At 33.5% G+C, this 25,822-nt stretch carries 26 protein-coding genes; 10 read left to right on the forward strand and 16 right to left on the reverse strand.

Annotation, left to right across the window (positions count from 1 at the left end):
* Positions 1 to 2: 2 nt before the first annotated feature.
* Entirely contained in the window at positions 3 to 1,028 is a 1,026-nt protein-coding gene (gene lpxK / locus DPN68_RS04925; protein WP_113988539.1) for a tetraacyldisaccharide 4'-kinase, read from the forward strand.
* Complete coding sequence (locus DPN68_RS04930; protein WP_113988540.1) at positions 985 to 1,797, forward strand: purine-nucleoside phosphorylase; 813 nt, start codon at positions 985 to 987, stop codon at positions 1,795 to 1,797. Before lpxK ends, DPN68_RS04930 begins: the two co-directional genes overlap by 44 nt.
* Here DPN68_RS04930 and DPN68_RS04935 read toward each other — a convergent pair.
* The 9 genes from DPN68_RS04935 to recF all read right to left on the reverse strand — a co-directional run bounded on the left by DPN68_RS04935 (position 1,781) and on the right by recF (position 12,152).
* The gene (locus tag DPN68_RS04935) at positions 1,781 to 3,994 is read right to left on the reverse strand and encodes a tetratricopeptide repeat-containing hybrid sensor histidine kinase/response regulator (protein ID WP_133256568.1); all 2,214 of its coding nucleotides are present in this window, start codon (positions 3,992 to 3,994) and stop codon (positions 1,781 to 1,783) included. The genes DPN68_RS04930 and DPN68_RS04935 overlap by 17 nt on opposite strands.
* A 71-nt stretch (positions 3,995 to 4,065) precedes the next feature.
* Positions 4,066 to 5,076 carry a type I glyceraldehyde-3-phosphate dehydrogenase gene (gene gap / locus DPN68_RS04940; RefSeq protein ID WP_162298398.1) on the reverse strand — a complete coding sequence of 337 codons (1,011 nt, stop codon included), beginning with the start codon at positions 5,074 to 5,076 and terminating at the stop codon, positions 4,066 to 4,068.
* A gap of 126 nt (positions 5,077 to 5,202) precedes the next feature.
* Positions 5,203 to 6,078: a lipoyl synthase gene (lipA, locus tag DPN68_RS04945; RefSeq protein WP_113988542.1), complete on the reverse strand. Its 876-nt coding sequence runs from the start codon at positions 6,076 to 6,078 to the stop codon at positions 5,203 to 5,205.
* Between the two features lie 113 nt (positions 6,079 to 6,191).
* Complete coding sequence (locus DPN68_RS04950) at positions 6,192 to 7,436, reverse strand: MFS transporter (RefSeq protein WP_113988543.1); 1,245 nt, start codon at positions 7,434 to 7,436, stop codon at positions 6,192 to 6,194.
* A 35-nt stretch (positions 7,437 to 7,471) separates the two neighbouring features.
* The gene (locus tag DPN68_RS04955; RefSeq protein WP_162298399.1) at positions 7,472 to 8,053 is read right to left on the reverse strand and encodes an RNA polymerase sigma factor; all 582 of its coding nucleotides are present in this window, start codon (positions 8,051 to 8,053) and stop codon (positions 7,472 to 7,474) included.
* Positions 8,044 to 9,153, reverse strand: coding sequence for a glycosyltransferase (locus DPN68_RS04960; RefSeq protein ID WP_113988544.1), 1,110 nt, complete (start codon positions 9,151 to 9,153; stop codon positions 8,044 to 8,046). The genes DPN68_RS04955 and DPN68_RS04960 overlap by 10 nt, the downstream gene beginning before the upstream one ends.
* A 16-nt stretch (positions 9,154 to 9,169) precedes the next feature.
* Entirely contained in the window at positions 9,170 to 9,373 is a 204-nt protein-coding gene (locus DPN68_RS04965; protein ID WP_113988545.1) for a membrane or secreted protein, read from the reverse strand.
* A gap of 513 nt (positions 9,374 to 9,886) precedes the next feature.
* Entirely contained in the window at positions 9,887 to 10,897 is a 1,011-nt protein-coding gene (gene murB / locus DPN68_RS04975; protein WP_262510101.1) for a UDP-N-acetylmuramate dehydrogenase, read from the reverse strand.
* A gap of 175 nt (positions 10,898 to 11,072) precedes the next feature.
* Complete coding sequence (gene recF, locus DPN68_RS04980) at positions 11,073 to 12,152, reverse strand: DNA replication/repair protein RecF (RefSeq protein WP_113988548.1); 1,080 nt, start codon at positions 12,150 to 12,152, stop codon at positions 11,073 to 11,075.
* A gap of 114 nt (positions 12,153 to 12,266) precedes the next feature.
* On the opposite strand from recF, the gene DPN68_RS04985 reads away from it, so the two are divergent.
* The 8 genes from DPN68_RS04985 to DPN68_RS05020 all read left to right on the forward strand — a co-directional run bounded on the left by DPN68_RS04985 (position 12,267) and on the right by DPN68_RS05020 (position 19,045).
* Entirely contained in the window at positions 12,267 to 13,049 is a 783-nt protein-coding gene (locus DPN68_RS04985) for a tetratricopeptide repeat protein (protein ID WP_113988549.1), read from the forward strand.
* Position 13,050: 1 nt separating this feature from the next.
* Entirely contained in the window at positions 13,051 to 13,539 is a 489-nt protein-coding gene (gene ribH / locus DPN68_RS04990) for a 6,7-dimethyl-8-ribityllumazine synthase (protein WP_113988550.1), read from the forward strand.
* Positions 13,540 to 13,668: 129 nt separating this feature from the next.
* A complete protein-coding gene (locus DPN68_RS04995) occupies positions 13,669 to 13,893 on the forward strand; it encodes a hypothetical protein (protein WP_113988551.1) in 225 nt (74 codons plus the stop codon).
* Between the two features lie 11 nt (positions 13,894 to 13,904).
* On the forward strand, positions 13,905 to 14,186 hold the full coding sequence (locus tag DPN68_RS05000) for a riboflavin synthase subunit beta (RefSeq protein ID WP_113988552.1): 282 nt from the start codon (positions 13,905 to 13,907) through the stop codon (positions 14,184 to 14,186).
* A complete protein-coding gene (gene mutL, locus DPN68_RS05005) occupies positions 14,186 to 16,048 on the forward strand; it encodes a DNA mismatch repair endonuclease MutL (RefSeq protein WP_113988553.1) in 1,863 nt (620 codons plus the stop codon). The genes DPN68_RS05000 and mutL overlap by 1 nt, the downstream gene beginning before the upstream one ends.
* A complete protein-coding gene (locus tag DPN68_RS05010) occupies positions 16,045 to 16,794 on the forward strand; it encodes a rhomboid family intramembrane serine protease (RefSeq protein WP_113988554.1) in 750 nt (249 codons plus the stop codon). The genes mutL and DPN68_RS05010 overlap by 4 nt, the downstream gene beginning before the upstream one ends.
* 358 nt (positions 16,795 to 17,152) lie before the next feature.
* Entirely contained in the window at positions 17,153 to 18,010 is an 858-nt protein-coding gene (locus DPN68_RS05015) for a rhomboid family protein (RefSeq protein ID WP_113988555.1), read from the forward strand.
* Positions 18,011 to 19,045: an endonuclease/exonuclease/phosphatase family protein gene (locus tag DPN68_RS05020; protein ID WP_113988556.1), complete on the forward strand. Its 1,035-nt coding sequence runs from the start codon at positions 18,011 to 18,013 to the stop codon at positions 19,043 to 19,045.
* Here the strand turns inward: DPN68_RS05020 and DPN68_RS05025 are convergent.
* From DPN68_RS05025 to DPN68_RS05055, 7 genes are all read right to left on the reverse strand, one after another.
* Positions 19,042 to 19,653 carry a WbqC family protein gene (locus tag DPN68_RS05025; protein ID WP_113988557.1) on the reverse strand — a complete coding sequence of 204 codons (612 nt, stop codon included), beginning with the start codon at positions 19,651 to 19,653 and terminating at the stop codon, positions 19,042 to 19,044. The genes DPN68_RS05020 and DPN68_RS05025 overlap by 4 nt on opposite strands.
* 6 nt (positions 19,654 to 19,659) lie before the next feature.
* Positions 19,660 to 21,222 carry a signal peptidase I gene (lepB, locus tag DPN68_RS05030; RefSeq protein ID WP_113988558.1) on the reverse strand — a complete coding sequence of 521 codons (1,563 nt, stop codon included), beginning with the start codon at positions 21,220 to 21,222 and terminating at the stop codon, positions 19,660 to 19,662.
* 74 nt (positions 21,223 to 21,296) lie between these two features.
* Positions 21,297 to 21,995 (reverse strand): 4-hydroxy-tetrahydrodipicolinate reductase, encoded by a 699-nt coding sequence (dapB, locus tag DPN68_RS05035; RefSeq protein ID WP_113988559.1) that lies wholly within the window; start codon positions 21,993 to 21,995, stop codon positions 21,297 to 21,299.
* Positions 21,996 to 22,040: 45 nt separating this feature from the next.
* A complete protein-coding gene (locus DPN68_RS05040) occupies positions 22,041 to 22,601 on the reverse strand; it encodes a DUF5683 domain-containing protein (RefSeq protein ID WP_113988560.1) in 561 nt (186 codons plus the stop codon).
* A complete protein-coding gene (locus DPN68_RS05045; RefSeq protein ID WP_113988561.1) occupies positions 22,601 to 23,497 on the reverse strand; it encodes a ParB/RepB/Spo0J family partition protein in 897 nt (298 codons plus the stop codon). Before DPN68_RS05045 ends, DPN68_RS05040 begins: the two co-directional genes overlap by 1 nt.
* Positions 23,498 to 23,506: 9 nt before the next feature.
* Positions 23,507 to 24,271, reverse strand: a complete 765-nt coding sequence (locus DPN68_RS05050) for a ParA family protein (protein ID WP_113988562.1) — start codon at positions 24,269 to 24,271, stop codon at positions 23,507 to 23,509.
* A 417-nt stretch (positions 24,272 to 24,688) separates the two neighbouring features.
* Positions 24,689 to 25,816 (reverse strand): methionine aminotransferase, encoded by a 1,128-nt coding sequence (locus DPN68_RS05055; RefSeq protein WP_113988563.1) that lies wholly within the window; start codon positions 25,814 to 25,816, stop codon positions 24,689 to 24,691.
* Positions 25,817 to 25,822: the final 6 nt, after the last annotated feature.

A 25,822-nucleotide genomic window follows, 5' to 3' on the forward strand; every position in this document is an offset into this window, starting at 1 on the left:
CTATGATTTTTTTAAGAAAAATACTTTTTCCCATCAGCATTTTGTATTGGCTCATTACTTTTTTAAGGAATTGGTGCTATGACATTGGGCTATTTAAAAGTCAGTCGTATGAAATACCAATTATTGCTGTTGGAAATTTAAGTGTTGGTGGAACAGGAAAAACGCCGCATATTGAGTATTTGATTAGATTACTCTTAAATTATAAAATTGCCACATTGAGTAGAGGTTACAAACGAACTTCAAAAGGTTTTGTTTTGGCTGATGCTGCTACTAATGCAGCAATTCTTGGAGACGAACCTTTTCAGTTTTATTCTAAATTTCCAAATGTTGCCGTAGCTGTTGATGCTGATAGAAGAAACGGAATTGCTCAATTGCAAGAAAAAATAAATCCAGATGTGATTTTGTTAGACGACGCCTTCCAACACCGAAAAGTGAAAGCAGGATTTTATATTTTACTTACCACGTTCAATGATTTATTCGTAGATGATTATATTTTGCCATTTGGAAACCTACGCGAACCCGCTTTTGGAAAAAAAAGAGCAAACCTGATAATTGTCACCAAATGTCCGCTTGATTTGTCCGAACTTGCACAAGAAAATATCAGAAAACGTTTAAAAACCAATTTAGCGGTTTATTTCAGTACAATTGTTTATGATGATTTTGTGTATAACGAAAATGGTAAATTAGAAGTAAATGCTTTAGAAAGTCCAAAAGTAATTCTCGCCGGCATTGCCAATCCGAGTTTGTTTTTCAATCATTTAAAGAAAGAACAAGATACGACTTTGGTTTTTCCAGATCATCACGATTTTTCGGAAGCTGATATTTTGAAAATAAAAAATAGTGCCAATAACCAATTAATCATTACCACTGAGAAAGATTTCATGCGATTGAAAGGGAAAATTCCAAACAAGCAATTGTATTATTTACCCATAAAAACCGAACTACTTTCACAGCAAGATGATTTTAATGCAACCCTTTTAAATTATGTGGGAAAAAGTTCAAGAAACCATAGCGTTCATTCAGAATAAAACCAATTTTTCACCCGAATATGGTGTGATTTTAGGTTCAGGATTAGGGAGTTTTGTGGAAGAAATTACTGTGGCATTCACTTTACCTTATTCAGAAATTCCAAATTTCCCTGTTTCTACTGTTGTGGGACATAAAGGCGCTTTGCTTTTTGGTACTATTGGCGACAAAAAAGTAGTTGCTATGCAAGGTCGCTTTCATTATTATGAAGGTTATGACATGAAGCAAGTTACATTTCCTGTTCGTGTGATGAAATATTTAGGCGTTTCAAAATTAATTGTTTCCAATGCTTCTGGTGGAGTAAATCCATCGTTTCAAGTGGGCGATGTGATGTTAATCAAAGATCATATCAATATGTTTCCTGAACATCCATTACGTGGTGTTAATGATGAGCGTTTTGGGCCAAGATTCGTAAATATGAGTGAGCCGTATTCTGTAGCAATGATGGAAAAAGCGAAAGCTATTGCCAAAGAAATGAAGTTGGATTTGAAAGTTGGTGTTTATTTAGGTTTACAAGGACCCACATTTGAAACTTTAGCCGAGTATAAAATGGTAAAAGCCGTTGGTGGAGATTGCGTTGGTATGTCAACTGTTCCAGAAGTAATTGTTGCCAAACACATGAATATGGATTGCTTAGGGATTTCCGTAATTACCGACATGGGTGACGAAGAAAATATTGAAGAAGTCAATCACGAAGAAGTTTTGGAAGCAGCTAAAAAAGCGGAGCCTTTTGTTCGTAATTTAATTAAAAACGTTATTCTTCAGTTTTAGTTAAATAAGAAGCCAAAACAGTATAGAAGTCTTCAGGAACAAAAGGTTTCGTGATAACTTCATTCATTCCGTAAGAAAGTAACATTTCTCTGTTTTCGTTTAAGGAAATTGCGGTTAAGGCAATGATTGGTGTTTTTGTATCAAAAGTTCGTATGATAGCAGTAGCTTCTGTTCCGTTGATGCCTGGTAAATGAACATCCATTAATACTAAATCATACGTATTCGTTTTTAAATGCTCTATAGCTTCTTCGCCGTTGTCAATAATAGTACAATTGATAGCTTTTCTTTCGAGCATTTTACAAGTAATCATTTGGTTGATTTTATTGTCTTCAACTAATAAAACGTTTTTATTTTTGAATGTTTTACCGTCAACTCTTGTGGTGACTTCTTCAGAAGAAGTGTTTTCTAACGAGTTTCCTTTGTCAAACGTAATTTCAAACGTAAAAGCAGTTCCTTTGTTAGGTTCACTCTGAAGTTTGATAGTAGAATCTAAAAGTTCAATTAATTTTTTCACAATAGAAAGTCCTAAACCTGTTCCGCCATACGTTCGATTGATTTCTACAGAACCTTGACTAAAACTCTCGAAAATGCTTTCTTGTTTCTCAAAAGGAATACCAATACCATTATCTTTAACTTCAAAAAACAATGTGATTTGATTTTCCGTTTGATGGGTGTTTTTAATATTTAACCAAACATCACCATTTTTACTGAATTTGATAGCATTGTTTATTAAATTAATCAACACTTGAGAGAGTTTTGTAATATCTCCAACGATTAAGTTTTTGATAGATTTGTCTATTGATACATGAAAAGTTACATTGTTTTCATTGGTAAACTCATTGAATGAGGTACTAAGGTTTTCCACCAATTCATTGATATTGAAACTAATTTTTTCAATTTGAACTTTATCGGATTCCAATCGGTTGATTTCTAGAATATCATTAATAAAGTTTAAAAGATAATTACCAGAAAATTCTAGAGATTTCAGATAATTCATCTGACTTTCTTTTGGATTTTCTTGTAACAGCAAATAGGTTATTCCGTTAATTGCGTTTAAAGGTGTTCGTAGTTCGTGACTTACCGTCGCTAAAAATTCAGAACGTGTTTTAGAGGCAAGTTCGGCTTTTTCTTTTTCCTTTATTAATTCTTTGTTTTTCTCTTTAAGAAGCTTGTTGGTATTAATTCTGATTTTATTGTTTTTGAAAAGGGATAAACTTAGTAATGACAAAATAGAAATTAAAGCAATACTTAAAATACTAATAAGTTTAGAAAAACGTAGTGTTTTTTGCTGGCTTTTCTTTTCTTCATCAAGTTGTTGAATGGTTTGTAATTGTTTGTCAAACTGAATTTTATCATATGCATTTTCATACAAACTAGTGTTAAAAAAGTTTCCTATTGAATCGCTAATTTGAATATATTTTTCAGCATAAAATTGTGACTTACTAAATTGATCAATGTTTTTGTAAGCCTGCATCAAATCTTTTAAAATACGCTGTTGTAAATTGGTATTATTGTTACCAGAAGCATTTAGTTTTAATGCACTTTCTAGAAATTCTATTGCTTTATATGGATTTCCTTTTTCGGTTTCTATTTCACCTAAAAGCAAGAACGCTTCTACTTCAACATCTAGCAAAGCTTCTGTCTCAATGTTGTCTATTACATTTTGAAATAGTTTGGAAGCGGCTTCATATTGTTTTTTATTTTTTTGGATAATCCCTTTTTGGAGATTAATTAGTTGAATAGCGTCTTTTAAGTTTAGCTTTTCATAAATATTGGTTGCTTTTTTGAAATAGATTTCAGAAAGTTCAATTTTATTACTTTCCAAATAACATTTTCCTAAGTTATAGTAGGCGAATGCTAGGTTGTAATTCGCTTCTTTTTTGGTATAGATATTAATACTTCTTATGAAATTTTCAATGGCATCGTCAAGTTTGTTAAGGTCATAATAAATTCTTCCCAAAACCAAATAACAATCGCCCAATTTATGCTCTAATTTTTCATTTTTTGCATAATCTATGGCTTTTTCGGTATAAATAATGGCTTTGTTGTATGACTTTTTATCTTCTTTATTAAAAATAGCGATTTCTAAATAGTAGTCTACACTATCATTTATTTGTGCGACTTCTTTGTAAAGCGGTTGGGCTTTACCAATGATAAATGCTGTTGTTAGTAGTATGAGACAAAAAAACTTTTTCAAATGAATAATTTTTACTAAATAATTTACCACTAGTGTTTTGTGGCAAAATTTGAATTTATAAATGTAATAAATTATTTATTTGAAAGCAACTGGATTAAATCAATAATGCGAGAAGAGTAACCAATTTCGTTGTCGTACCAACCCACAACTTTTACCATTCTATCGATAACAGATGTTAATTGAGCATCAAAAACACAAGAATTAGTATTACCAATGATATCAACAGAAACTATTGGGTCTTCGGTATAATCTAAAATGCCATGAAGTGAAGTTTCTGAAGCTTTTTTAAATGCAGTATTAATTTCTTCAATCGTAACTTGGCGTTTTACATTAAAAGTGATATCTGTCAATGAGCCATCAGGAACAGGAACACGAATACCACAACCGCCAATTTTTCCATCTAATTCAGGAAAAATTTTAGTTAATGCTTTAGCGGCTCCAGTTGTTGTGGGAACTATAGATTGTGCTGCTCCACGAGCTCTTCTTAAGTCTTTGTGCGGTTGGTCGTGCAAACTTTGGTCGGTAGTGTAGGAGTGAATAGTTGTAATATAGGCTTGTTCCACTTCGCACAATTCTTGAATGACTTTAATCATTGGTGCTGCGTTATTTGTAGTGCAACTCGCATTAGAAACAATCAAGTCGTTCTTGTCTAAAATAGATTCGTTAACGCCTAAAACTATTGTTTTAATTTGGTCGTCTTCTGGTGGCGCGGAAAGAATTACTTTTTTAGCACCAGATTCAATGTGCTGGTGAACAGAATCCCAAGTTTTGAATTTTCCAGTAGCTTCTATTACCAAATCAATTTGTAAGTCTTTCCAATTAAGATTTTTGATGTTTTTTTCTCTGAAATATAAAAATGATTTTCCATCAATAGTAATATAATGTTCATCTGCTTGGACATTGGCTTTTAAAACTCCATGAATGCTATCGTATTTCAACAAATGCGCCATAGTTTTCGCGTCAGCAATATCGTTGATGGCAACTACTTCAATAGTAGGATGATTCAAAAGCAATCGGAATAAATTTCTTCCAATTCTTCCAAAACCGTTAATAGCTACTTTTATTTTTGTTTCAGGTTTCAAGTTTTATTTTTGTTTCAAGTTTCAAGTTTCAAGTTCAAAGTTGAAAAGTTATCCTTGTCAAGCTGAATTTATTTCAGCTTCTCATTGGAATTTGGGATTTATTTTTTGGAATTTATGATTTCCAGCCTAATGAATATGCTTCTCCGCATGGTAAGAAGAACGCACCAAAGCACCACTTTCCACATGACGGAATCCTAGTTCTTTGCCAATTTTTTCATATTTAGCAAATTGTTCTGGCGTAATGAATTCTTTCACCGGAAGGTGTTTTTTACTCGGTTGTAAGTATTGACCAATGGTAACAATGTCTACTTTGGCATCGCGTAAATCGTGTAAAGTTTCAATTACTTCTTCTTCAGTTTCGCCTAAACCAAGCATGATTCCTGATTTGGTTCTTTTGATGCCGTTTTCTTTTAAATAGCGTAAAACTTCCAAGCTTTTTTCATATTTCGCTTGAATACGAACTTCACGCGTTAAACGTTTTACGGTTTCCATATTATGCGAAACTACTTCTGGAGCAACTGCAATAATACGATCGATATTGGTAGTATTTCCTTGAAAATCAGGAATTAAAGTTTCTAAAGTGGTGGTAGGATTCATTCGGCGAATGGCTTTCACCGTTTCAGCCCAAATAATCGAACCCATATCTTTTAAATCATCACGATCTACGCTTGTTATTACCGCATGTTTGATGTTCATAATTTTGATAGAACGCGCCACTTTTTCTGGTTCATCCCAATCTACAGATTCTGGTCGACCCGTTTTTACACCACAAAAGCCGCAAGAGCGTGTACAAATATTACCCAAAATCATGAACGTTGCGGTTCCTTCGCCCCAACATTCACCCATATTCGGGCAACTTCCCGAAGTACAAATCGTGTTTAATTTGTATTTATCGACTAAGCCTCTTAATTCTGTATATTTTTGTCCTGTTGGCAACTTTACGCGCAACCATTTGGGTTTTGGTTCCCTTGGTGGAAAAACATTTGCATCAACCGTATTCATAATTCAATTTTTTGAAAAGCAAAGATACGATTAGAATTTAGAATTTGGAATGTAGCGTTTAGAAAAAGTGATTGTGTTAATACAATTTTAGGATTTGTTTTGTATTTCTATAATTACTCAACAAAATCCAAGTCAATATTATGTGTTTCAGGAACAGTTAATGTAGCGTAAATTCCAATGGCAAATACAACGAAACCAACAATGGCAGCTGCAACAATTACACCGTTTCCGATTTTTAAATAATCAAAACTAATGAGCATAACGGGTAACAATCCTCTAACCATATTTGGAATTGTGGTTGCTGCGGTACTTCTAATGTTGGTTCCAAATTGTTCTGCGCCAACCGTTACAAACATCGCCCAATAGCCAGTTCCCAATCCGAGCCAAGTACAATAAAAGTAATACATGTTTTCTGATTTTGTTCCACCAAATAACATTAGAACAACACCAATTATAGTAAATAACATCATGTAAAAAATTGCCTTTTTTCGTGATTTTAACGCGTGAGAAATAAAACCACTAGCGAAATCTCCAGCTGAAATTCCAATATAAGCCCACATAATAGCCTTTCCTGGATCGATGGAGTCAATGCCAAATGCAGGTGCAAATTGATTTCCCATAACAGCGAGAATTCCAATGCAAAACCATGTTGGTAAACCTATTGCGATACATTTGATGTATTTAACAAAACGATTCCAATTGTTGAAAAACAATAAAAAATTGCCTTTTTGTACATCTGATTTTTCCTGAATATCTTTATAAATTCCTGATTCTACAACACCAATTCGCAAGAATAGCAGTAACAACCCAAGTCCGCCACCAACAAAGTAAGCAATAGTCCAATCGCCAGCTAATTCAACAGTTAATTGCGCAACAACAGCACCCAATAAACCAAATCCAGCTACAATGGAAGTTCCAATAGCTCTTAATTCTTTGGGTAAAGATTCGGAAACTAATGTGATTCCTGCACCTAATTCACCAGCAAGTCCAATTCCGGCAATAAAACGCAAAGCAGCATAAATTTCTACAATATGTTCTTGAGGAAAATGAGGTAAAAAACCACAAGCAATATTAGCTAATGAATACACTAAAATGGAGCCAAATAAAACAGAAAGTCTTCCTTTTTTATCTCCAAAAATTCCCCAAATAATTCCGCCTAAAAGCAATCCAATCATTTGATAGTTTAGAATAGTCGAACCCGCTACATTAACATCAACGCCTAAAGTTTCTAAACTGGGTACACGAACAATTCCGAAAAGTAATAAATCGTAAATATCTACAAAGTAGCCTAGTGCGGCAACAATTACAGGTAAAGAGAATAAATGTTTTAGTTTTTCTTGCGTAGTAAAAGTGTTCATGACCTCATTTGGATTTGGGTCAAATATAAAAATTCTTACTTAGATTTCTTTTTCTCGCTCGAAGTAATTATTTCTGAAAGAAGTTTTTTGGAACGTAACAGTTTTATTTTAATATTATTCAACGGCTCTTCCAGAGATTCTGCCATTTCTTGGTATGTCATTTCTTGAAAGTAACGCATTTGAATCACTTCCTGATATGCAGGTTTCAATTGTTTGATGTATTGCAGTAATTGGGCTAAATTTTGTTCGATAATCAATTCGTCTTCTGCAGAATTAGAGTCGTCAACTACGCTGTATGCTTGGTGTTCGTCTTCTTCGGTAATATCAATAAAAAGAGAAGTTTTCTTTTTTCGAAGCATATCGATATGCACATTTTTTGCAATGGCAATTAACCAAGTGTTAAATCCAAATTCCGGATTATAAGTAGCAATTTTATCAAAAGCTTTTGCAAAGGTTTCTATGACAATATCTTCGGCATCGGTTTCGTTTTCGGTGCGTTTGAGCATGAAACCGTATACTTCGTTCCAAAAAAAATCCAATAAAAAAGTAAAGGCAACTTGGTCACCCAATTTTGCTTTAGCAATGTTTTTTTGAATAATTTCTGATGTTATTTCCAATGTACAGGTTTTGCAAAAATATTGGTAATGAATACGTTCAATTGTGTGAAGATAAGAAAAATTTCAATAATTGGGTACCAATACATCACATCTTTTTCTTTTAATTTTCCAGCAGCATATCCTAATGAAATCCACGTGAACATATATCTAAGAACTACAATTCCAGTTACTATCATCCATTGGTATTGAAAAGCTAAAAGTACAGCAGCTAAAACAAAAAACAAGAATTGAATGATATAAAAAAATCCCAATTGAAAACGGTCAAATCCTTTATAATGTTTAGCTGTGGCAACGTGTCGCCTTTTTTGATTGAACCAAGTTTTATAGGTTCTTTTTGGTTCTGAGTAAGTGAAACTTTCAGGTGAAAAACAGATAGTTGTGTTGCTACCATTAGCGGCTTGGTTCACAAATAAATCATCATCGCCTGAACGAATTTTCATATGATCCATAAAGCCTCTCACTCGGAAGAATTCTTCTTTTTTGTAAGCTAAATTACGACCAACGCCCATATAAGGTTTGCCAATTTTAGCCCAAGCAAAATATTGAGTCGCTGTCAAAAGAGTTTCAAAACGAATGATTTTATTCAAAAACGAATTTTTAATTTTCTCATAAGCACCATAGCCTAAAACGATGGTTTTTTTCATGGTGAAATTAGCACTCATGTTGCTTATCCAATGTTTTGATGTTGGGTAACAATCGGCATCGGTAAAAAGTAAGTATTCGTATTTGGCGGCTTTAATTCCTAAGGTTAAAGCATATTTTTTATTGCCCCAAAAAGCTTCGTTATTATCTACTTTTACCAATTTTACATTGGCATATTGTTTTTCAAACTCTTCGAATAATTCGCGCGTTTCATCGCTTGACGCATCATCTATCAATACCAATTCGAAAGTTGGATAGTCTTGGTTCACCAAAAGAGGAATGAATTTTTTGATATTTTCCGCTTCGTTTTTGGCGCATACTATTACTGAAATAGGAATATTTTTTTTGGGAAGAGTCTCTGTTTTAGCGAAACTAAATTTGCCAAAAATAAAAATGTAATATATCAGTTGAAATAGTACAACAGCAACTAATCCAAGGAGTAGAATATCAAAAATCATACGGATTTATTGGCGATTAAGAGTGAGAAGGTTCGTTACAATCTTTAAATTGATCAGGTGTTTTTCCGCAAAAGCCACAAGCTTCACCATCTTTATTCAAAAACGGACTTTGACTAGCGCAAGTTCCTGAAAATTTTCCGTCTTTTTTCAACCAAATTTTGATTGCAATTCCTGCTACAGCAAGCGCTAAAAGTCCCATGGTAAGTATCGCTAGTTTCATCTCTTTAGAATTAAAGTGCAAATTTACAAAAGAAAATTCAAATCAAGTTCAAATTCAAGCTCAAATTCCAAATTCCAAAATTAGTCACAGTAGCGGTTTTCGATTGCAAAAAAAATCCGTATCAATCTGCTTCCGCTTTAGCGGACAATTATTCAAAATTAAAATCAGTGAAAATCCGTCAAATCCGTTTTATCCGCGTTCCAAAACTTGAAACTTGAAACTTAAAACTTGAAACCAAAATTAACCATATAAGTCATATAAGTTTTTTAAAGTTTACTTTGATTACGTTGATAAGTTCATATAAGATTTTAAAGATTGTTTAAATTTCTTTAATCTGTGTTCCCAAAAAAATCAAGTACAAATTCAAAAATCAAGCTCAAGGACAAATGTTTTCGCTTCGCTTAAATAAAAACCTATTTCATAGGAGATTCCTAGTAAACTCGGAATGACAAAACCAAGTCTATTCTCTAACTTCTAATTTCTATCTTCTAAAACCATCACCAACTTCCGTCATCAAATAATATTCACTTCCGCTTCAATAGCAACTCCAAATTTTTCTAAAACTGTTTTTTGAATATCTTTTGAAACGGCTTCAATTTCAGCACCAGTTGCATTACCATAATTTACCAAAACTAAAGCTTGGTTTTTATGAATTCCTGCGTCGCCAAAGCGTTTTCCTTTAAATCCTGCTTGTTCAATTAACCAACCTGCTGGCACTTTTACCAATTCTTCCGAAACTTTGTAATGTGGCATTTCAGGAAAGTTTTGCAAGGCTTTTTCGTAAGTTGTTCTTGGAATAATCGGATTTTTGAAGAAACTTCCACTATTTCCTAATTCTTTTGGATCAGGTAATTTACTCTGACGAATGGCAATTACCGCTCGGCTAACTTCTTGAATGGTTGGATTGCTGATGTTTTTCTGTTGCAGTTCCGCTTCAATTGCGCCGTAAGAAGTTTTTAGCTGATGCTTCTTTTTTGTTAGTTGGAACGTTACAGCTGTTATAATGTATTGATTTTTCAATTCTTTTTTGAAAATACTTTCACGGTATTCAAAGGCACATTCAGCATTGGTAAAAACTCGTTTTTCTTGCGTTTTAATAGCAATTGCTTCGCAACTTACCATAGTGTCTTTAATTTCAACACCGTAAGCGCCAATATTTTGAATAGGAGTAGTGCCAACATTCCCCGGAATTAGTGATAAATTTTCTAATCCGCCAAAATTTCTTTCCAAACACCAAAGTACAAATTCATGCCAATTTTCACCAGCTTGAGCTGTAACCCAAACGTAATCTTCAGTTTCTTTGGTAACAGCAATTCCTTTTAAATTTACATGAACAACCGTTTTTTCAATGTCTCTGGTTAACAACATGTTACTACCGCCGCCCAAAATAAAAATGTCTTGCTGTTGTTGTAAAACGGTTTTTAATTCGTCTTCAGAAGTAACAGAAATAAAGGATTTAGCAGTTGCTGAAATACCAAAAGTATTGTAGTTTTTTAAAGAAAAATTGGTTTGAATTTCCATCACAGAATAATTTTTTTCAAATGTAGTATTAAAGTGGGAATTATTAAAATGTTTAATTGAAAGTCAAAATCAAATACAAAAATCAAGTTCAAGAACAAATTCCAAATTCAAAATTCCAAAATCTGAAAATCCGAAAATCTAACTTCTAACTTCAATCTTCTATCTTCTCAATTTATCTTCACAATGGAAATATCGAATAACTTTGATGTGTTGATTTTATTATATTTTCTGTTCTCTCAGCATGTGTATCTGAAATAAAAATTTGTCCAAAAACAGCATCATTCACCATAGCGACAATTTTTTGCACGCGACTTTCGTCTAATTTATCAAAAATGTCATCGAAAAGTAGAATCGGTAATTCGCCACTCTTTTCTTTTATGAATTCAAATTGTGCTAATTTCAGCGCAATTAAAAACGATTTTTGTTGGCCTTGCGAACCAAATTTTTTAATCGGATAACCTTCAATTTCAAAAATCAAATCGTCTTTGTGAATTCCAGCACTGGTATATTGTAAAATTTTATCTTTTTGGAGTTGGTCGTTCAAAAGGGTTGCAAAATCATGTTCCAATAATTGTGATTGGTAGTGAAGCGAAACATTCTCAGCTGCATCTGAAATTAAGGTGTAGTACTTTTGGAAAATGGGTACAAAATTGGATAAAAATTGCTGTCTTTTTTCGAAAATAAGTGTTCCAAGAGGAATTAATTGTTCGTCGTAAATAGCTAAATTGTCTTTATCAAATGTTTGATTAGCAGCAAAATATTTCAAAAGCGCATTACGCTGACTTACTAATTTTTGGTACTGAATCAATTGGTTCAAATACATTTGATCCAACGAACAAATAACACTGTCAATAAAGCTTCTTCGGGTTTCACTACCTTCAATGATGAGGTCACTATCAGATGGCGAAATAATTACCAATGGAATTAATCCAATGTGTTCCGATAGTTTTTCGTAAACTTTGTTATTGCGTTTGATGACTTTTTTTTGCCCTCTTTTTAAACTACAAGCAATTTTTTCTTCTTTGTCATTTTTCTCAAATAGTGCATCAATCAAAAAAAACTCTTCCAAATGTTTGATGTTTTGCGAAGCTAGTGGATTGAAATAACTTTTTCCGTATGCTACATGATAAATGGCATCTAAAATATTGGTTTTTCCAGCTCCGTTTTTCCCAACAAAACAATTTATTTTGCTATCAAAATCAAACGATTGATTGCTAATATTTTTGTAGTTTAGTAATGTTAGGTGCTTTAAAGTCACTTTTTAGGAATGTTTTTTTGCAAAAGTAGTAGTAAAATAAAAAATAACCGTAAAAAGAACTTTTAATTTTGAATAAAAATTATATTTTTGCACCTCTTAATAAATTTAACATAAATGGCAACATATAACAAAAGAGGTTACAAAAGCCCAAAACCAGAAGTTGAAGATTCAATTGATAACGAATTTGATGAAGTTGTAGCATCAGGCGAAAGCACCACAGAAGATGTTTTTAATACTTTAGATCAAACCGCTTCAAGAACTGAAGAATGGGTAGCTAAAAACCAAAAAGTTATTTTAGGAATTGTTGGAGCTATTGCATTTGCTACTGTAGGTTATTTAATGTACAATAAGTTTATTGTAGAGCCTAAAGAGGAAGAAGCAATGTCTATTATGTTCCAATCGCAAGAGTTTTTTAACGATGCTATTTCTAATCCAGTTACTGCTGATTCTTTATTTAAATTAGCATTGAATGGTGCTGAAGGGAAATTAGGTTTTGTTGGAATTGCTGATGAGTTTTCTGGAACTAAAACAGGAAATTTAGCTAACTATTATGCAGGAATGTCATTTATGCATTTGAGTGATTTTAAAAATGCTGAAACTCATTTGTTGAAATTCAAATCTAGTGATGCGGTAATTGGAGCTACAGCTTTAGGAGCTTTAGGTGATGCTTATTCTGAGTTAAACAAAGTAGATGATGCTATTTCAAATTACAAAAAAGCAGCAGCTAAAAATGATAATATTTATACTTCTCCAAGATTTTTATTCAAAGCGGCTCAATTGGCGTTATTGAACAATAAAAAAGAAGAAGCTAATAAATTATTTGTAGAAATCAAAGAAAAATACGAAACTTCAAGAGAAGCAGCAAATATTGATGCTTACATCTTGATGACCGAATAATATGGCTACAGAAAATAAAAATTTATCACAATACGATAAAAACACAATCCCAAATGCGAAAGATTTTCGGTTTGGGATTGTTGTTTCAGAATGGAACGAACAAGTTACAGAAGGATTGTACAACGGCGCTGTTCAAGCGTTGACCGATTGTGGTGCTTTACAAGAAAACATCATTAGATGGAATGTGCCAGGAAGTTTTGAATTGATTTTTGGTGCCAAACAAATGCACGAAAAATTAGAATTAGATTGCATAATCGTTATTGGTTGTGTAATCAAAGGCGAAACGATGCATTTCGAGTTTGTTTGTGAAGGCGTTACGCAAGGCATGAAAGATTTGAATTTAATGTATGATATTCCAACGATTTTCTGTGTGTTAACAGATAACAATATGCAACAATCTATAGATAGAAGTGGTGGAAAACATGGAAATAAAGGTGTTGAAGCAGCTATTGCAGCTATCAAAATGGTTGATTTGAATAGAAAAGGATAATTCAAACTGTTGAAAACTATACCGAAATCCCGATGTTAGTCGGGATTTTTTGTTAACAAAAAATTGTAGTATAAAAGTTTAAAAATCCTTAATTTTGAATATTCTTCAAAAGATTTAAATAGAATTAATTTGCTTTCAAAAACTAAAAATAGAACCTTTACGTATCAACCTCGTTTTTCAACAAAAACTAAAACTGCTATTTCTTCAACTGATGATACGTTTGTATCTAGTTGGACAAAAGAGCAGAAAAAAAGCAGAAAATCGAGAACCACTATATCAATAAAAGTCTTATTGCTATTATTGGTATTATTGTTGATTGGAATTTATTATTTAGAAACTTTTATTATTGAATAAATCACAGCGCAATGGGACTTTTAGGAAAGAGAAAAAATAAAAAATTCAGTTACCAACCTCGTTTTTACGAAGGTGAAGGGAGTCCTTATGAAATGAAACATAAGTTTGATGAATTTCGTGTAACTGTTGGTTCAGATAGTGGTTTGAAAACAAAATTTTTTAAAGCTTTAGGTGATTTTAGAACAAATCAAAATAAAGAAGCTAATAGAAGAGTATTGATAATTGTTGGTATTTTGTTGCTCATTTTTCTCTTTATCATCGATTTTGATTTTTCAATTTTTAAAAGAAAATAATGGCAACTAGTATCATTCAACTGTTACCGGATCACGTGGCAAACCAAATTGCTGCAGGAGAAGTCGTGCAACGACCTGCTTCTGTGGTAAAAGAGCTTATGGAAAATGCCATCGATGCCAAAGCTACCGATATCAAATTAATCGTTAAAGACGCTGGTAAGACCTTAATTCAGGTTATCGATAACGGACAAGGAATGAGTGTTACTGATGCACGTTTGTGTTTTGAGCGTCACGCTACTTCAAAAATTCGTCACGCAGAAGATTTATTCGATTTGCATACCAAAGGTTTTCGTGGAGAAGCATTAGCATCAATTGCTGCTATTGCTCACGTAGAACTAAAAACCAAACAAGATCAAGAAGAATTAGGTACACACATCATCATCGAAGGAAGTAAATTTGTAACGCAAGATGTTGCAGTTTTGCCTAAAGGAACTTCTTTTTTGGTCAAAAATCTATTTTTTAATATTCCAGCGCGTCGCAATTTCCTGAAATCGGATACCGTTGAAATGCGTCATATTTTTGATGAATTCCAACGCATTGCTTTAGCGCATCCCAATATTTATTTTACGCTAATTCACAACGGAAGCGAAGTTTTTAATTTACCATCGAGCAATTATCGTCAAAGAATAGTTAATGTTTTTGGTGGTAAAACCAATGAAAAGTTAGTTCCAATCAGTGAAGAGACTGAAATTATCCAAATTAGCGGATTTATTGGTAAACCCGAATTTGCTAAGAAGAGTAGAAGCGAACAATTTTTCTTCGTAAACGACCGATTCATCAAAAACGGTTATTTGCATCATGCAATTATGAGTGCTTATGATGGTTTATTGCGAGAAGGCAACCAACCTAGTTATTTCTTGTATTTAACCGTTCCGCCACATACGATCGATATCAACATTCATCCCACAAAAACGGAAGTTAAATTTGACGATGAACAAGCGCTTTACGCCATTTTAAGAGCGGCAGTAAAACATAGTTTAGGACAGTTCAACGTAGCGCCAGTGCTAGATTTTGAACGCGATGCTACTTTGGACACACCTTACGATTACAAAGACAAAGAAATTGGTTCGCCCTTAATTCAAGTGGATGCTAATTTTAATCCTTTTGCAACGGAAACACCAGTTAAGAAAGCGTCTTTTAAAACGTATTCGGATGGTTTTAGTAAACGAGAAAATTCGGCAAGTTGGGAAAGTTTGTATGTCGATTTACGTCAAGATACGGAAGAAGTGGCTTCTATTTCTTTCGAAAGTGAGCCAGTTACTAGTAAACTTTTTGATGATTCAGCCAATGAAAATACGTTTTCAAGAACCTATCAAATTCACAAGAAATACATCGTAAGTTCTATAAAATCAGGAATGTTAGTAATTGACCAAAACAAAGCGCACCAACGCATTTTGTACGAACAATTTCTTACGAATATTACGGTACAACAAGCGTCGAGTCAACAATTGTTATTTCCTTTGGAATTGTATTTTTCTCATGAAGAAATGGCATTCGTAAAAGAATTGCAACCTTCGTTAGAAAGCACTGGATTTGTTTTTGGTACCAATGGAAATGACAACATCCAAATCTCAGGAATTCCCATTCATATTCAAGAAAGTGAAGTTGGGATAGTTTTTGAAGAATTAATTGCCCAATTACAAAACGAGTTACCCGAGAATAATTTTTCCTTATTTGATGGTGTTGCCAAATCTATGGCCAAAAGTATAGCTGTAAAAACAGGAACGTATTTGACCGAATTGGAACAAGAAAATTTGGTAAACAGTTTGTTTGCTTGTAAAGAACCCAATGTTTCCCCTTTTAATAAACCTACTTTCATCACGATTAGTGTGGAAGACATAGATAAAAAATTCACGATATGATGCCAATGACAGACATGGTTAAGCACTTGCTAATCATTAATATAATATTTTTTGTAGGAAGCTTTTTAGTGCCAGAAGCAACAGAAATTCTGGCGTTGCATTACTTTGAAAGTGATAAATTCCGTCTTTGGCAACCGATTACGCATATGTTTATGCATGGCGGATTGATGCATATTTTCTTTAATATGTTTGCATTAGTTTCCTTTGGAAGCGCTTTGGAACATTTTTGGGGCGGTAAAAAGTTTTTATTTTTCTACTTTTCTTGTGGAATTGGTGCTGCTTTGGTGCATTCAGCAGTTAATTATTACGGATATCATCAAGGATTGGATTTTTTAGTTTCGGAAGGAATTAATAAATCAGAAATTGTTTCCTTATTGGCACAAGAAAAATTTGATACACGTTGGCAAGAAATGATGAATCCAAGTGATTTTACTCAAATGATTCAATCCTACATCGGAAAAGCCGTTGGCGCATCAGGAGCCGTTTACGGATTATTAGTAGCGTTTGCATTTATGTTCCCAAATGCAGAATTAGCATTAATGTTTATTCCAATTCCAATTAAGGCGAAATATTTTGTCCCAGGTTTATTGCTAATCGATTTGTATTTAGGATTAAACGGCGGTTCTCTTTTTGGCGGAGGAACAGGAATTGCACATTTTGCTCACTTAGGCGGTGCTTTATTTGGATTTATCATGATGTGGTATTGGAAGAAAAACCAGTTTGATAATAATAGGTGGGATAGGTAGTAGGTGATGGGTGATAGGTGATGGGTTTTAGTAGATAGAGATTAGAAGTTAGAGAATAGACTTGATTTGGATTTTTTCTTCTACTTTGTCTTTCCGAGTTTACGAGGAATCTCCTATGAAGTAGGCAAAACATTTGAGCGAAGCGAAAACAATTGTCCTTGAGTTTGATTTTTGAATTTGATTTTGATTTTTTTTGGGAACACAGATAGAGAAATTGAAATAATCTTTGAATCTCTGATGACCACTTTGTCACCCTGAGCGGAGTCGAAGGCTTATGGAAGATTTATTACACAAAGTTTCACAGAGTTTTTGTTGAAGTTTGCACTTGATTTTTGAATTTGCACTTGATTTTTGAACTATGAATTTTATAAACGATTTAAAACTACAATACAAAACTGGAGGAATAGTACAAAAACTAATCTTCTGGAATGTGGGTATTTTTATTTTATCCTTGGTGTTTTTTTATCAGTTTACAAAAGGATATTTTGCATTACCGAATTGGTTAGCGTTACATTCTAATCTTTCTGTTTTTAGTCAAAACCCATGGACACTTTTTACGTATGTGTTTTTGCATAGTGGGTTTTTACATTTGTTATTCAATATGATTGTTTTGAACTTTTCCGGACGTTTGTTTACAACCTATTTCACAGGGCGACAATTATTTGGTCTCTTTATTTTAGGTGGAATTTTCTCTGGAATTGTGTACTTACTGTCGTATTTTTTGTTGGGAATGTCGTCACAGTTAGTTGGAGCTAGCGGAGCTATTATGGCGGTTTTGATTGCAACAGCCACTTATGCACCAAATATGAGTTTGCGAATTCCACTGATTGGAATAGTAAAGTTGTGGCATGTTGCGGCAGTAATTTTAGCTATTGATTTGATTCAATTACCAATACAAAATACGGGCGGACATATTGCGCATTTGGGCGGAGCAATTTTTGGTTATCTTTACATTAAATTGTTGCAACAAGGAACCGATTTATCAAAAGGAATTTCAAAATTGCAAGATGTTGTTGAAAACTGGTCCAAACCCAAACCAAAACACAGTTTCAAAAAAGTACATCGCAATACGAATCCAACCAAAAGTTCATTTTCTAATACAGAAAAAGACATGCATCAAAAGAAAATTGATGCTATTTTAGATAAAATCAGTCAATCGGGTTACGATAGTTTGACCAAAGAAGAAAAACAATATTTATTCAAAGCAGGAAAGTAAATGCAACAAGAATCATGGATTAGTAAAATTGCGTTCTTTTTTAATAAAGTCTTGGCTTTACTGACTATTCTTGCTTATATTTTGCCGTTTTTGGCACCCAAATTATTTCCATTTTTGAGTGTTTTAACGCTTTTGATGCCGCTTTTCATCATTTTAAACTTCATCTTTTTTATGATTTGGGTTTTACAATTGAAGAAAAAAGCGTTTTTATCGGCGGTTGTCTTATTAATTGGCTTTACTTTTATTAGTAAGTTTTATAAATTTTCTGAAACTAACTTACCCGAATCTTCACACGAATTCAAACTAATGAGTTTCAATGTACGTTTGTTCAATTTGTACGAATGGCTTCCAGAAAAAAATATTCCCGAACAAATTACCGATGTTATTCAAGATTATAATCCGGATATTTTATGTTTGCAAGAATATTCGCCAAATGATGCCGTTCGTCTACGGAATTTTCCATATAAACACATCGTTTTACACGGCAATCGCAACAAATACGGACAAGCGATTTATTCCAAATTTGAGATTGTAAATACGGGTGAAATCACGTTTCCCAATTCGAGTAATAATGTAATTTTTGCGGATATTGTGAACCAAAAAGACACCGTTCGAGTGTATAGTATGCATTTGCAATCGATTAAAATTAGCACGGATATTCACGAACGTTTAGATGAAAATAAGTCAAAATTCATTTTCAAAAGGATTAGCAATGCTTTTAAAGAACAACAATTGCAATCTGAACTAATGAAAGCACATTATGATTCATGTAGGTATGCAAAAATTGTTTGTGGCGATATGAATAACAGTGCGTTTTCTTACGTATATCGCAACATCAAAGACAACATGAATGATACTTTTGAAGAAGCTGGAACAGGTTTTGGTAAATCCTATAACTTCAAATTTTATCCAGCGCGAATTGATTATATTTTCGTAAACGATAATATTAAAGTAAAAGATTTCCGAACCAATGATCAAGTTAAGTTAAGCGATCATTTCCCATTAATGACACGTTTGGAATTCAAAAGAGACTAAAGCTGTTGCGCTTTTAAGTAGGAAACCGCGTGTCTTCCTTCGTTAAATAAAACGTCCAAAACACTTAAATTAGGTAAAAATCCGTGTTTTTCTTCAAAAACTTGGGTGTAAGGTTCGTTTACGAAAGTATCTTTTTTTCCGTTTACCAATGGTCTGAAATCGGTTTTATTGGGAACTTCATGAAAATATTCCGTTGTTTTTTCAAAAGGCAATTGCACACCTAAAGCCGAATTAACAAGTTCGAAAATTTCAAAGTTTAAGTCCATTAAAAATTCGTGTTTCTTTTCAAATATTGGACGAAAATCATCTTCAAAATATTCAAAAAAAGGCGAAGTACGATAAGCAGCTTCTAACGATTTGAAGTGATTTTTTTGCCAACCAAAATCGTTTTCAATACGAACATCTTTATATTTTTGATGTGCTTCGTTACTGTGTTTTATTGGAATGTTAAGTAACTGAACACCGTTTGGACTATAAATGTACATTCGGTTTCTATTGGTTTGTTTTTGGAAATTATCTTCCACTTCAAAAGTAATAGATGAAGCTTGCAATAGAGCCACATAGTGACTAATTGAAGGAAAATAAGTAGGATATAAAAGAATTTCCATTTACAATTATAGGTCGTTAAGTTCTTTCTCTTTTTTCTTTTTCTTCCAAAAATAATCGCCTACAAAGTAAATTCCCAATAAAATAAGGAAATATTTGAAATAGGATTGCGGTTCGCCATCACCAGAAACAGTTGTAAACAAACGACTTCCTCTGATTTTCCAGTTTTTAATTCCATCGTTGATTCCATCAATACTCATCCAAATGAAAATAGGTTTTCCTACAATGTGATCATCAGGAACAAATCCCCAATAACGCGAATCTTCCGAATTGTGACGGTTGTCACCCATCATCCAATAGTAATTTTGCTTGAACGTATAAGAATTGGTTTCTTGACCGTTAATTTTAATTACATCACCAGAAACTTCTAACTTATTTTTTTCATATTCCGTTATAACCATTTTATAAAACGGTAAGGTTTCTTTGTTTAAAGTAACCGTTTTTCCAGCTTCTGGAATGTAAATTGGACCTAAATTATCAACGTTCCAAGCTTTTGTATGTGGAAAAATAGCTCTCTCGATTTCTTGCGAAACATTTCTTTGTACTAAAGTAATTCCAGGAACATTTTTCAAACGCTCAGCTCCAGCATTTGTTAATGCTCTGAATAAAATGGTATCAGGCGCAATTTGATAAGCACCATCCGTAATATTCAAATCAGCAATTAAATATTCAAAATTGATTGGAGTTTTGCCGTCAATCGCAACTTTATACGAATATTGCACTTTTTGGCGATCTTCCATTTTCAAAATGGCGTTATTGTTGTAAACAATTCCGTCAACAATTTTGATGGAATCACCAGCAATTCCCACGCAACGTTTTACATAGTTTGATTTTTTATCGATTGGTTTCCTTATTCCAACACTCGTTCTATCTCCAAAAAAACGAACCGTATCCGTTGGCCAGTTGAAAACTACAATATCATTACGCTCGATTTTTTGGTAACCCGGCAAACGGAAATAAGGCAATTGCGGAAATTTGGTATATGATTTTGTTTTTACAAGTGGTAATGTATCATGAACCATTGGTGCAGCAACCGTTGTCATTGGTGTTCTTGCTCCATAATTAAATTTACTAACGAATAAGAAATCGCCCACCAATAATGATTTCTCCAAAGAGGAAGTTGGAATCGTATACGGTTGAATAAAATACGTGTGAACAAAAGTCGCCACTACAATAGCAAATGCTAACGAACCTACAGTGTCCATAGTTTTGTTTGGTGCTTGCAAATCACGATTCGCATGATAAGTCACTTCTTGTGTGTAATTCACATAAGCGATGTACAAACCAAAAGTTAGCACGCCCAAAACCATATCAACAGTTGATTTTTTACCAAATGTTCGTAACGTTTCAATCCAGATTATTGGAAAAATGAACAAGTTGATAATGGGAATGAAAAGCAATAAAACCCACCATTTTGGTCGGTTGATGATTTGCATTAAAACAATGCCGTTATAAATTGGAATAAAAGCTCCCCAAGGTTTTCTACCTGCAGCAATATATAATTTCCAAGTTCCGATTCCATGAATCAATTGAACTAGTAAGATGAAAAGTAACCAAGATGATAATTCCATTTTCTTTTATGTTTTTGGTTTGTTGTTTATTGTTGATAGTTGGCAACCACGAACAATAAACTATAAACAATTAATTAAATTCCTAAGACGTCTTTCATTGAAAAAACACCTTTTTTCCCTACCAACCATTCTGCGGCTACAACTGCTCCTAAAGCAAAACCTTCACGACTATGTGCCGTGTGTTTGATTTCGATTTGGTCTACAGTGCTGTCGTAAAAAATGCTGTGTGTTCCAGGTACGTTTTCTATTCTTTTGGCTTCAATTTGTATTTCGTTTGCCTTTGGACTTTCTAATGTCCATTGGGTATAATTCGTATTTTTTATGATGCCTTCTGCTAATGTGATTGCGGTTCCGCTTGGAGCATCTAACTTTTGTGTATGATGAATTTCTTCCATGGAAACTTGGTATTGTTTCAAGTTTGCCATCATTTTAGCTAAATAGTCATTCAATTCAAAAAATACATTCACGCCCAAACTAAAATTGGAAGCATAAATGAAACTTCCGTTATTTTTTTGGCATAAATCCACCATGTTTTGGTAATCAACTAACCAACCTGTTGTTCCAGAAATCACTGGAATTCCATTTTCTAAACAAGTGGAAATGTTAGTTACCGCACTATCGGGTATACTGAAATCAATAGCAACATCGGCATTTTCTAATCCGTCAAACGTATTGTTTTGATCTTTTTTTAGCACAATTTCATGTCCGCGGTCAAGAGCAATTTGCTCAATAACTTTTCCCATTTTTCCGTATCCTAAAAGTGCAATTTTCATGTGTTATTAGTATGGCTAATGTTAGTATTGTTAGCTAAAGAGTTGTTAAAATTCGTATGAGAGTCGCAACCCAGTATTGAATTTATTTTCAATTGGATTGTGATGAATGTCTGGACTAATAGATAAATTTTCATTCACGTTGAACTGCAATAAATGCGCATCAACATTAGCATCAATAATATTCAAAATATAAATTCCAGCGGTAATTAAGGCTGATAAATCTCTGTTTCTTTGGTGAAATTGTTGCGCTCGAATCAATCGGTCGTTATCAACATCACCGTAAATAGGATGATTTGGATCGGAGGTTCCGTCTAGGCGTCTTTTGTATTCGTCTCTAAATTCATGGTATTTTTTTTGATTCCATGTATAGTAGTATACACCAGCTCCTAAACCAGCATATACTAAAGGTATTTTCCAATACTTTTTGTTGTACGCTTGTCCTAATCCTGGTAAAATAGCAGAATAAAAAGCGGCTTTTGCAGGCGCATTCGGGTTGATGAAAGCTCTAAGTGTATCTTTTGTAACAATTGAAAGTTCTTCTTGTGCATTACTAGAAAAACTTAGCAAAAAACAACAAACGATTAGTATGTAATGAAGTTTTTTCACTACGAATTTATTAGTTTTAAAATACGATTGAAATCTTCTTCCGAATGAAATGGAATGGTGATTTTTCCTTTTCCATTTCCAGCAACTTTTACATCCACTTTTGTTCCGAAATAGTTAGCAAATGCTTTCTTTTCGTCGTCTTTGATTTCGAAGTTGTTTCCTTTTGGTTTGGCTGCTTTTGGTTTTAAACTGTCTTGGTAGTTTTTTACCAAAGCTTCTGTTTCTCTAACCGAAAGATTTTGGGTAACCACTTTATGATAAATATCACTTTGAACATCTTGGTTGTCAATATTAATCAAAGCTCTACCGTGACCCATTGAAATAAATCCGTCACGCATTCCTGTTTGAATGATTGGATCTAATTTCAACAAACGCAAATAGTTGGTAATCGTAGAACGTTTTTTTCCTACGCGCTCACTCAATTCTTCTTGCGTAAGTTTAATTTCGTCAATTAATCTTTGGTACGAAATAGCCACCTCAATAGGATCTAAATCATGACGTTGGATATTTTCTACCAACGCCATAACCAATGATTCATTATCATTAGCTAATCGGATATAAGCTGGAATAGTTTTCATTCCAATTAATTTTGAAGCGCGCAAACGACGTTCTCCAGAAATCAATTGGTATTTATTGAAATCTAATTTTCTAACAGTAATAGGTTGAATTACACCCAATTCCTTAATCGAAGTGGCTAATTCTTGTAAAGTTTCTTCGTTGAAATTGGTTCTAGGTTGAAACGGGTTAATTTCAATAGCCTCAATATCTAATTCGATAATACTTCCAACAACTTTATCTGCATTTTTATCCTCTACCGATTTGATATCGTTATCTGGATCTTTTAATAAAGCTGATAATCCTCGTCCTAAGGCTTGTTTTTTTACCGCTTTTGTCATCTTTTCCTATTATTGGTTTTTCTTAATAATTTCTTCTGCCAAACTTAAGTAATTGGTAGCACCTTTACTTGTTGCGTCATAATTGATGATACTTTCACCAAAACTTGGCGCTTCACTCAATTTGATATTTCTTTGGATAATCGTTTCAAAAACCATGTTATTGAAGTGTTTTTGAACTTCTTCCACCACTTGGTTCGACAAACGCAAACGCGAATCGTACATGGTTAACAACAATCCTTCAATATCTAAATTTGGATTGTGGATTTTTTGCACACTTTTTATAGTATTCAATAATTTTCCTAAACCTTCCAATGCAAAATACTCGCACTGAATAGGAATCACTACGCTATCAGCTGCTGTTAAGGCATTCAATGTTAATAATCCTAATGATGGCGCGCAATCAATTATGATATAATCGTATTTGTCTTTGATGCTTTCCAATGCTTGTTTGAGCATGTATTCGCGATTTTCTTTATCAACAAGCTCAATTTCAATCGCAACTAAATCAATATGCGATGGAATTACCCAAACATTAGGCGCTGAACACGGAATAGTGGCTTCTTCTGGAGTATTGCTGTGTTCAAGAATTTGGTAGGTTCCAATTTCCACACTTTCTACATCAATTCCTAAACCCGAACTAGCATTCGCCTGCGGATCTGCATCGATAAGCAATACTTTTTTTTCTAAAACACCAAGAGAAGCAGCCAAGTTAACCGAAGTGGTTGTTTTTCCTACGCCACCTTTTTGATTGGCAATTGCAATGATTTTACCCATTTGATAAATAAAAATTTTAAGTGGTAAAAATACAATTATTTATGGTTTTTTCAAGGTAAAATTGTTAACAATGCTTTAAAGTTGTATTTGGTTGATTTGAAAGGGTTTTTTGGTTTTGGATTATTTGTTTCAAGTTTGAAGTTCGAAGTTGATTTTTGCTCTTGCACTTGTTCTTGAAAAGTTATAGCACAAAGTCACACAAAGTTTTACACAGAGTTTCACGGAGTTTTTTTGATTTAGATTATGCTGAGAGAGTTTCGCAGAGCGTTTCACTTGATTGGCAAGTGGACGAAGCGCGTTTTACCGCAGATTCGCAGATTTTTAATTAGAAGATAAAGATTAAATTTTGAGTTAAAAAAATAAAAATCTTCGTGAGACTTTGTGTAAAACTTCGCGAAACTTTGTGTCACAATAACCCTAAATTCGATTCAATTTTTCCGCGGCTAATTCCAAAGTTTCATCGGTTTTAGCGAAGCAGAATCGCAAGCGTTTGTAATCGGTTTTGTTTTCGTAGAAGACCGAAATTGGAATAGCAGCCACACCGTGTTTTGTGATTAATTCTTTGGCAAAATCCACATCGTTTTGTTTCGAAATGGTGCTGTAATCTACCACTTGAAAATACGTGCCTTCGCAAGGTAAAAGTTGGAGTTTACTGTTTTGCAACAAACTACTGAAATATTCTTTTTTTCTTTGGTACATCGCTTTTACTTCTTCCAAATTTACAATGTCCAAATAAGCTGCAATACTATTTTGCGCAACACTATTCACACTGAAAACCAAAAATTGATGCACTTTTTTAATTTCGTTGAGTAGGTTTTCTGGAGCAATTAAATAACCCATTTTCCAACCCGTAATGTGTAACGATTTTCCAAATGAAGAAACTACAACCGTTTTGTGAACTAATTTTTCGCGACTGTTGCAAGAAATATGCGGTTGTGCAAACGAAATGTATTCATAAACTTCATCGCTAAGCAAGATAATTTGTGGATGCTTGTCCAAAATGGTTTCCAAAGCTTCAAAATCTTGTTCGTTCCAAATTTTTCCTGTTGGATTATGCGGATTATTGATAATTAACATTTTGGTTTTGGAAGAAATAGCAGCTTCAATTTGGTTGAAATTGGGCGTGTAATCAGGGTTTAATGCTACATGAACAGCTTTTCCTCCAGCCATTAGTATTGAAGGTTCGTAACTGTCGTAACACGGATCAAGTACAATGACTTCATCACCCGTTTGAATCCATGCGTTAATTGCGGTATAAATACCTTGTGTGGCACCAGCAGTGATTAAAATTTCTGTATTGGGATTTACTTTTCTGCCGTATTGCTTTTGGGTTTGTTGGGCAATTTTTTCCAAAAGTATTGGCAAACCAGCCATTGGCGTGTACTGATGCACATTTTCATGAAGCAACTGCTTTACAGAATCCAACAAACGACAATCAACAGGAAAATTCGGAAATCCTTGCGATAAATTAATGGCTCCGTGCTCGTTCGCTAATTGCGACATTACGGAAAATATGCTAGTAGTTATGTTTGGTAGTTTTGACATGATATA

Origin of the sequence: Flavobacterium tibetense, assembly GCF_003293845.1 — a bacterium.
Taxonomy (GTDB): Bacteria; Bacteroidota; Bacteroidia; order Flavobacteriales; family Flavobacteriaceae; genus Flavobacterium; species Flavobacterium tibetense.

Excerpts from the sequence above, each read along its gene's own strand:
- DPN68_RS05045 (WP_113988561.1), bottom strand. The coding sequence starts at position 23,497 with ATGACAAAAGCGGTAAAAAAACAAGCCTTAGGACGAGGATTATCAGCT.
- ribH (WP_113988550.1), top strand. The coding sequence starts at position 13,051 with ATGGCTACAGAAAATAAAAATTTATCACAATACGATAAAAACACAATC.
- DPN68_RS04930 (WP_113988540.1), top strand. The coding sequence starts at position 985 with ATGTGGGAAAAAGTTCAAGAAACCATAGCGTTCATTCAGAATAAAACC.
- DPN68_RS04950 (WP_113988543.1), bottom strand. The coding sequence starts at position 7,436 with ATGAACACTTTTACTACGCAAGAAAAACTAAAACATTTATTCTCTTTA.
- DPN68_RS05015 (WP_113988555.1), top strand. The coding sequence starts at position 17,153 with ATGAATTTTATAAACGATTTAAAACTACAATACAAAACTGGAGGAATA.
- DPN68_RS05050 (WP_113988562.1), bottom strand. The coding sequence starts at position 24,271 with ATGGGTAAAATCATTGCAATTGCCAATCAAAAAGGTGGCGTAGGAAAA.
- lipA (WP_113988542.1), bottom strand. The coding sequence starts at position 6,078 with ATGAATACGGTTGATGCAAATGTTTTTCCACCAAGGGAACCAAAACCC.
- dapB (WP_113988559.1), bottom strand. The coding sequence starts at position 21,995 with ATGAAAATTGCACTTTTAGGATACGGAAAAATGGGAAAAGTTATTGAG.
- DPN68_RS05020 (WP_113988556.1), top strand. The coding sequence starts at position 18,011 with ATGCAACAAGAATCATGGATTAGTAAAATTGCGTTCTTTTTTAATAAA.
- DPN68_RS05000 (WP_113988552.1), top strand. The coding sequence starts at position 13,905 with ATGGGACTTTTAGGAAAGAGAAAAAATAAAAAATTCAGTTACCAACCT.
- DPN68_RS05025 (WP_113988557.1), bottom strand. The coding sequence starts at position 19,653 with ATGGAAATTCTTTTATATCCTACTTATTTTCCTTCAATTAGTCACTAT.
- DPN68_RS04985 (WP_113988549.1), top strand. The coding sequence starts at position 12,267 with ATGGCAACATATAACAAAAGAGGTTACAAAAGCCCAAAACCAGAAGTT.
- DPN68_RS05055 (WP_113988563.1), bottom strand. The coding sequence starts at position 25,816 with ATGTCAAAACTACCAAACATAACTACTAGCATATTTTCCGTAATGTCG.
- DPN68_RS04965 (WP_113988545.1), bottom strand. The coding sequence starts at position 9,373 with ATGAAACTAGCGATACTTACCATGGGACTTTTAGCGCTTGCTGTAGCA.
- lepB (WP_113988558.1), bottom strand. The coding sequence starts at position 21,222 with ATGGAATTATCATCTTGGTTACTTTTCATCTTACTAGTTCAATTGATT.
- DPN68_RS04960 (WP_113988544.1), bottom strand. The coding sequence starts at position 9,153 with ATGATTTTTGATATTCTACTCCTTGGATTAGTTGCTGTTGTACTATTT.
- DPN68_RS05010 (WP_113988554.1), top strand. The coding sequence starts at position 16,045 with ATGATGCCAATGACAGACATGGTTAAGCACTTGCTAATCATTAATATA.
- mutL (WP_113988553.1), top strand. The coding sequence starts at position 14,186 with ATGGCAACTAGTATCATTCAACTGTTACCGGATCACGTGGCAAACCAA.
- lpxK (WP_113988539.1), top strand. The coding sequence starts at position 3 with ATGATTTTTTTAAGAAAAATACTTTTTCCCATCAGCATTTTGTATTGG.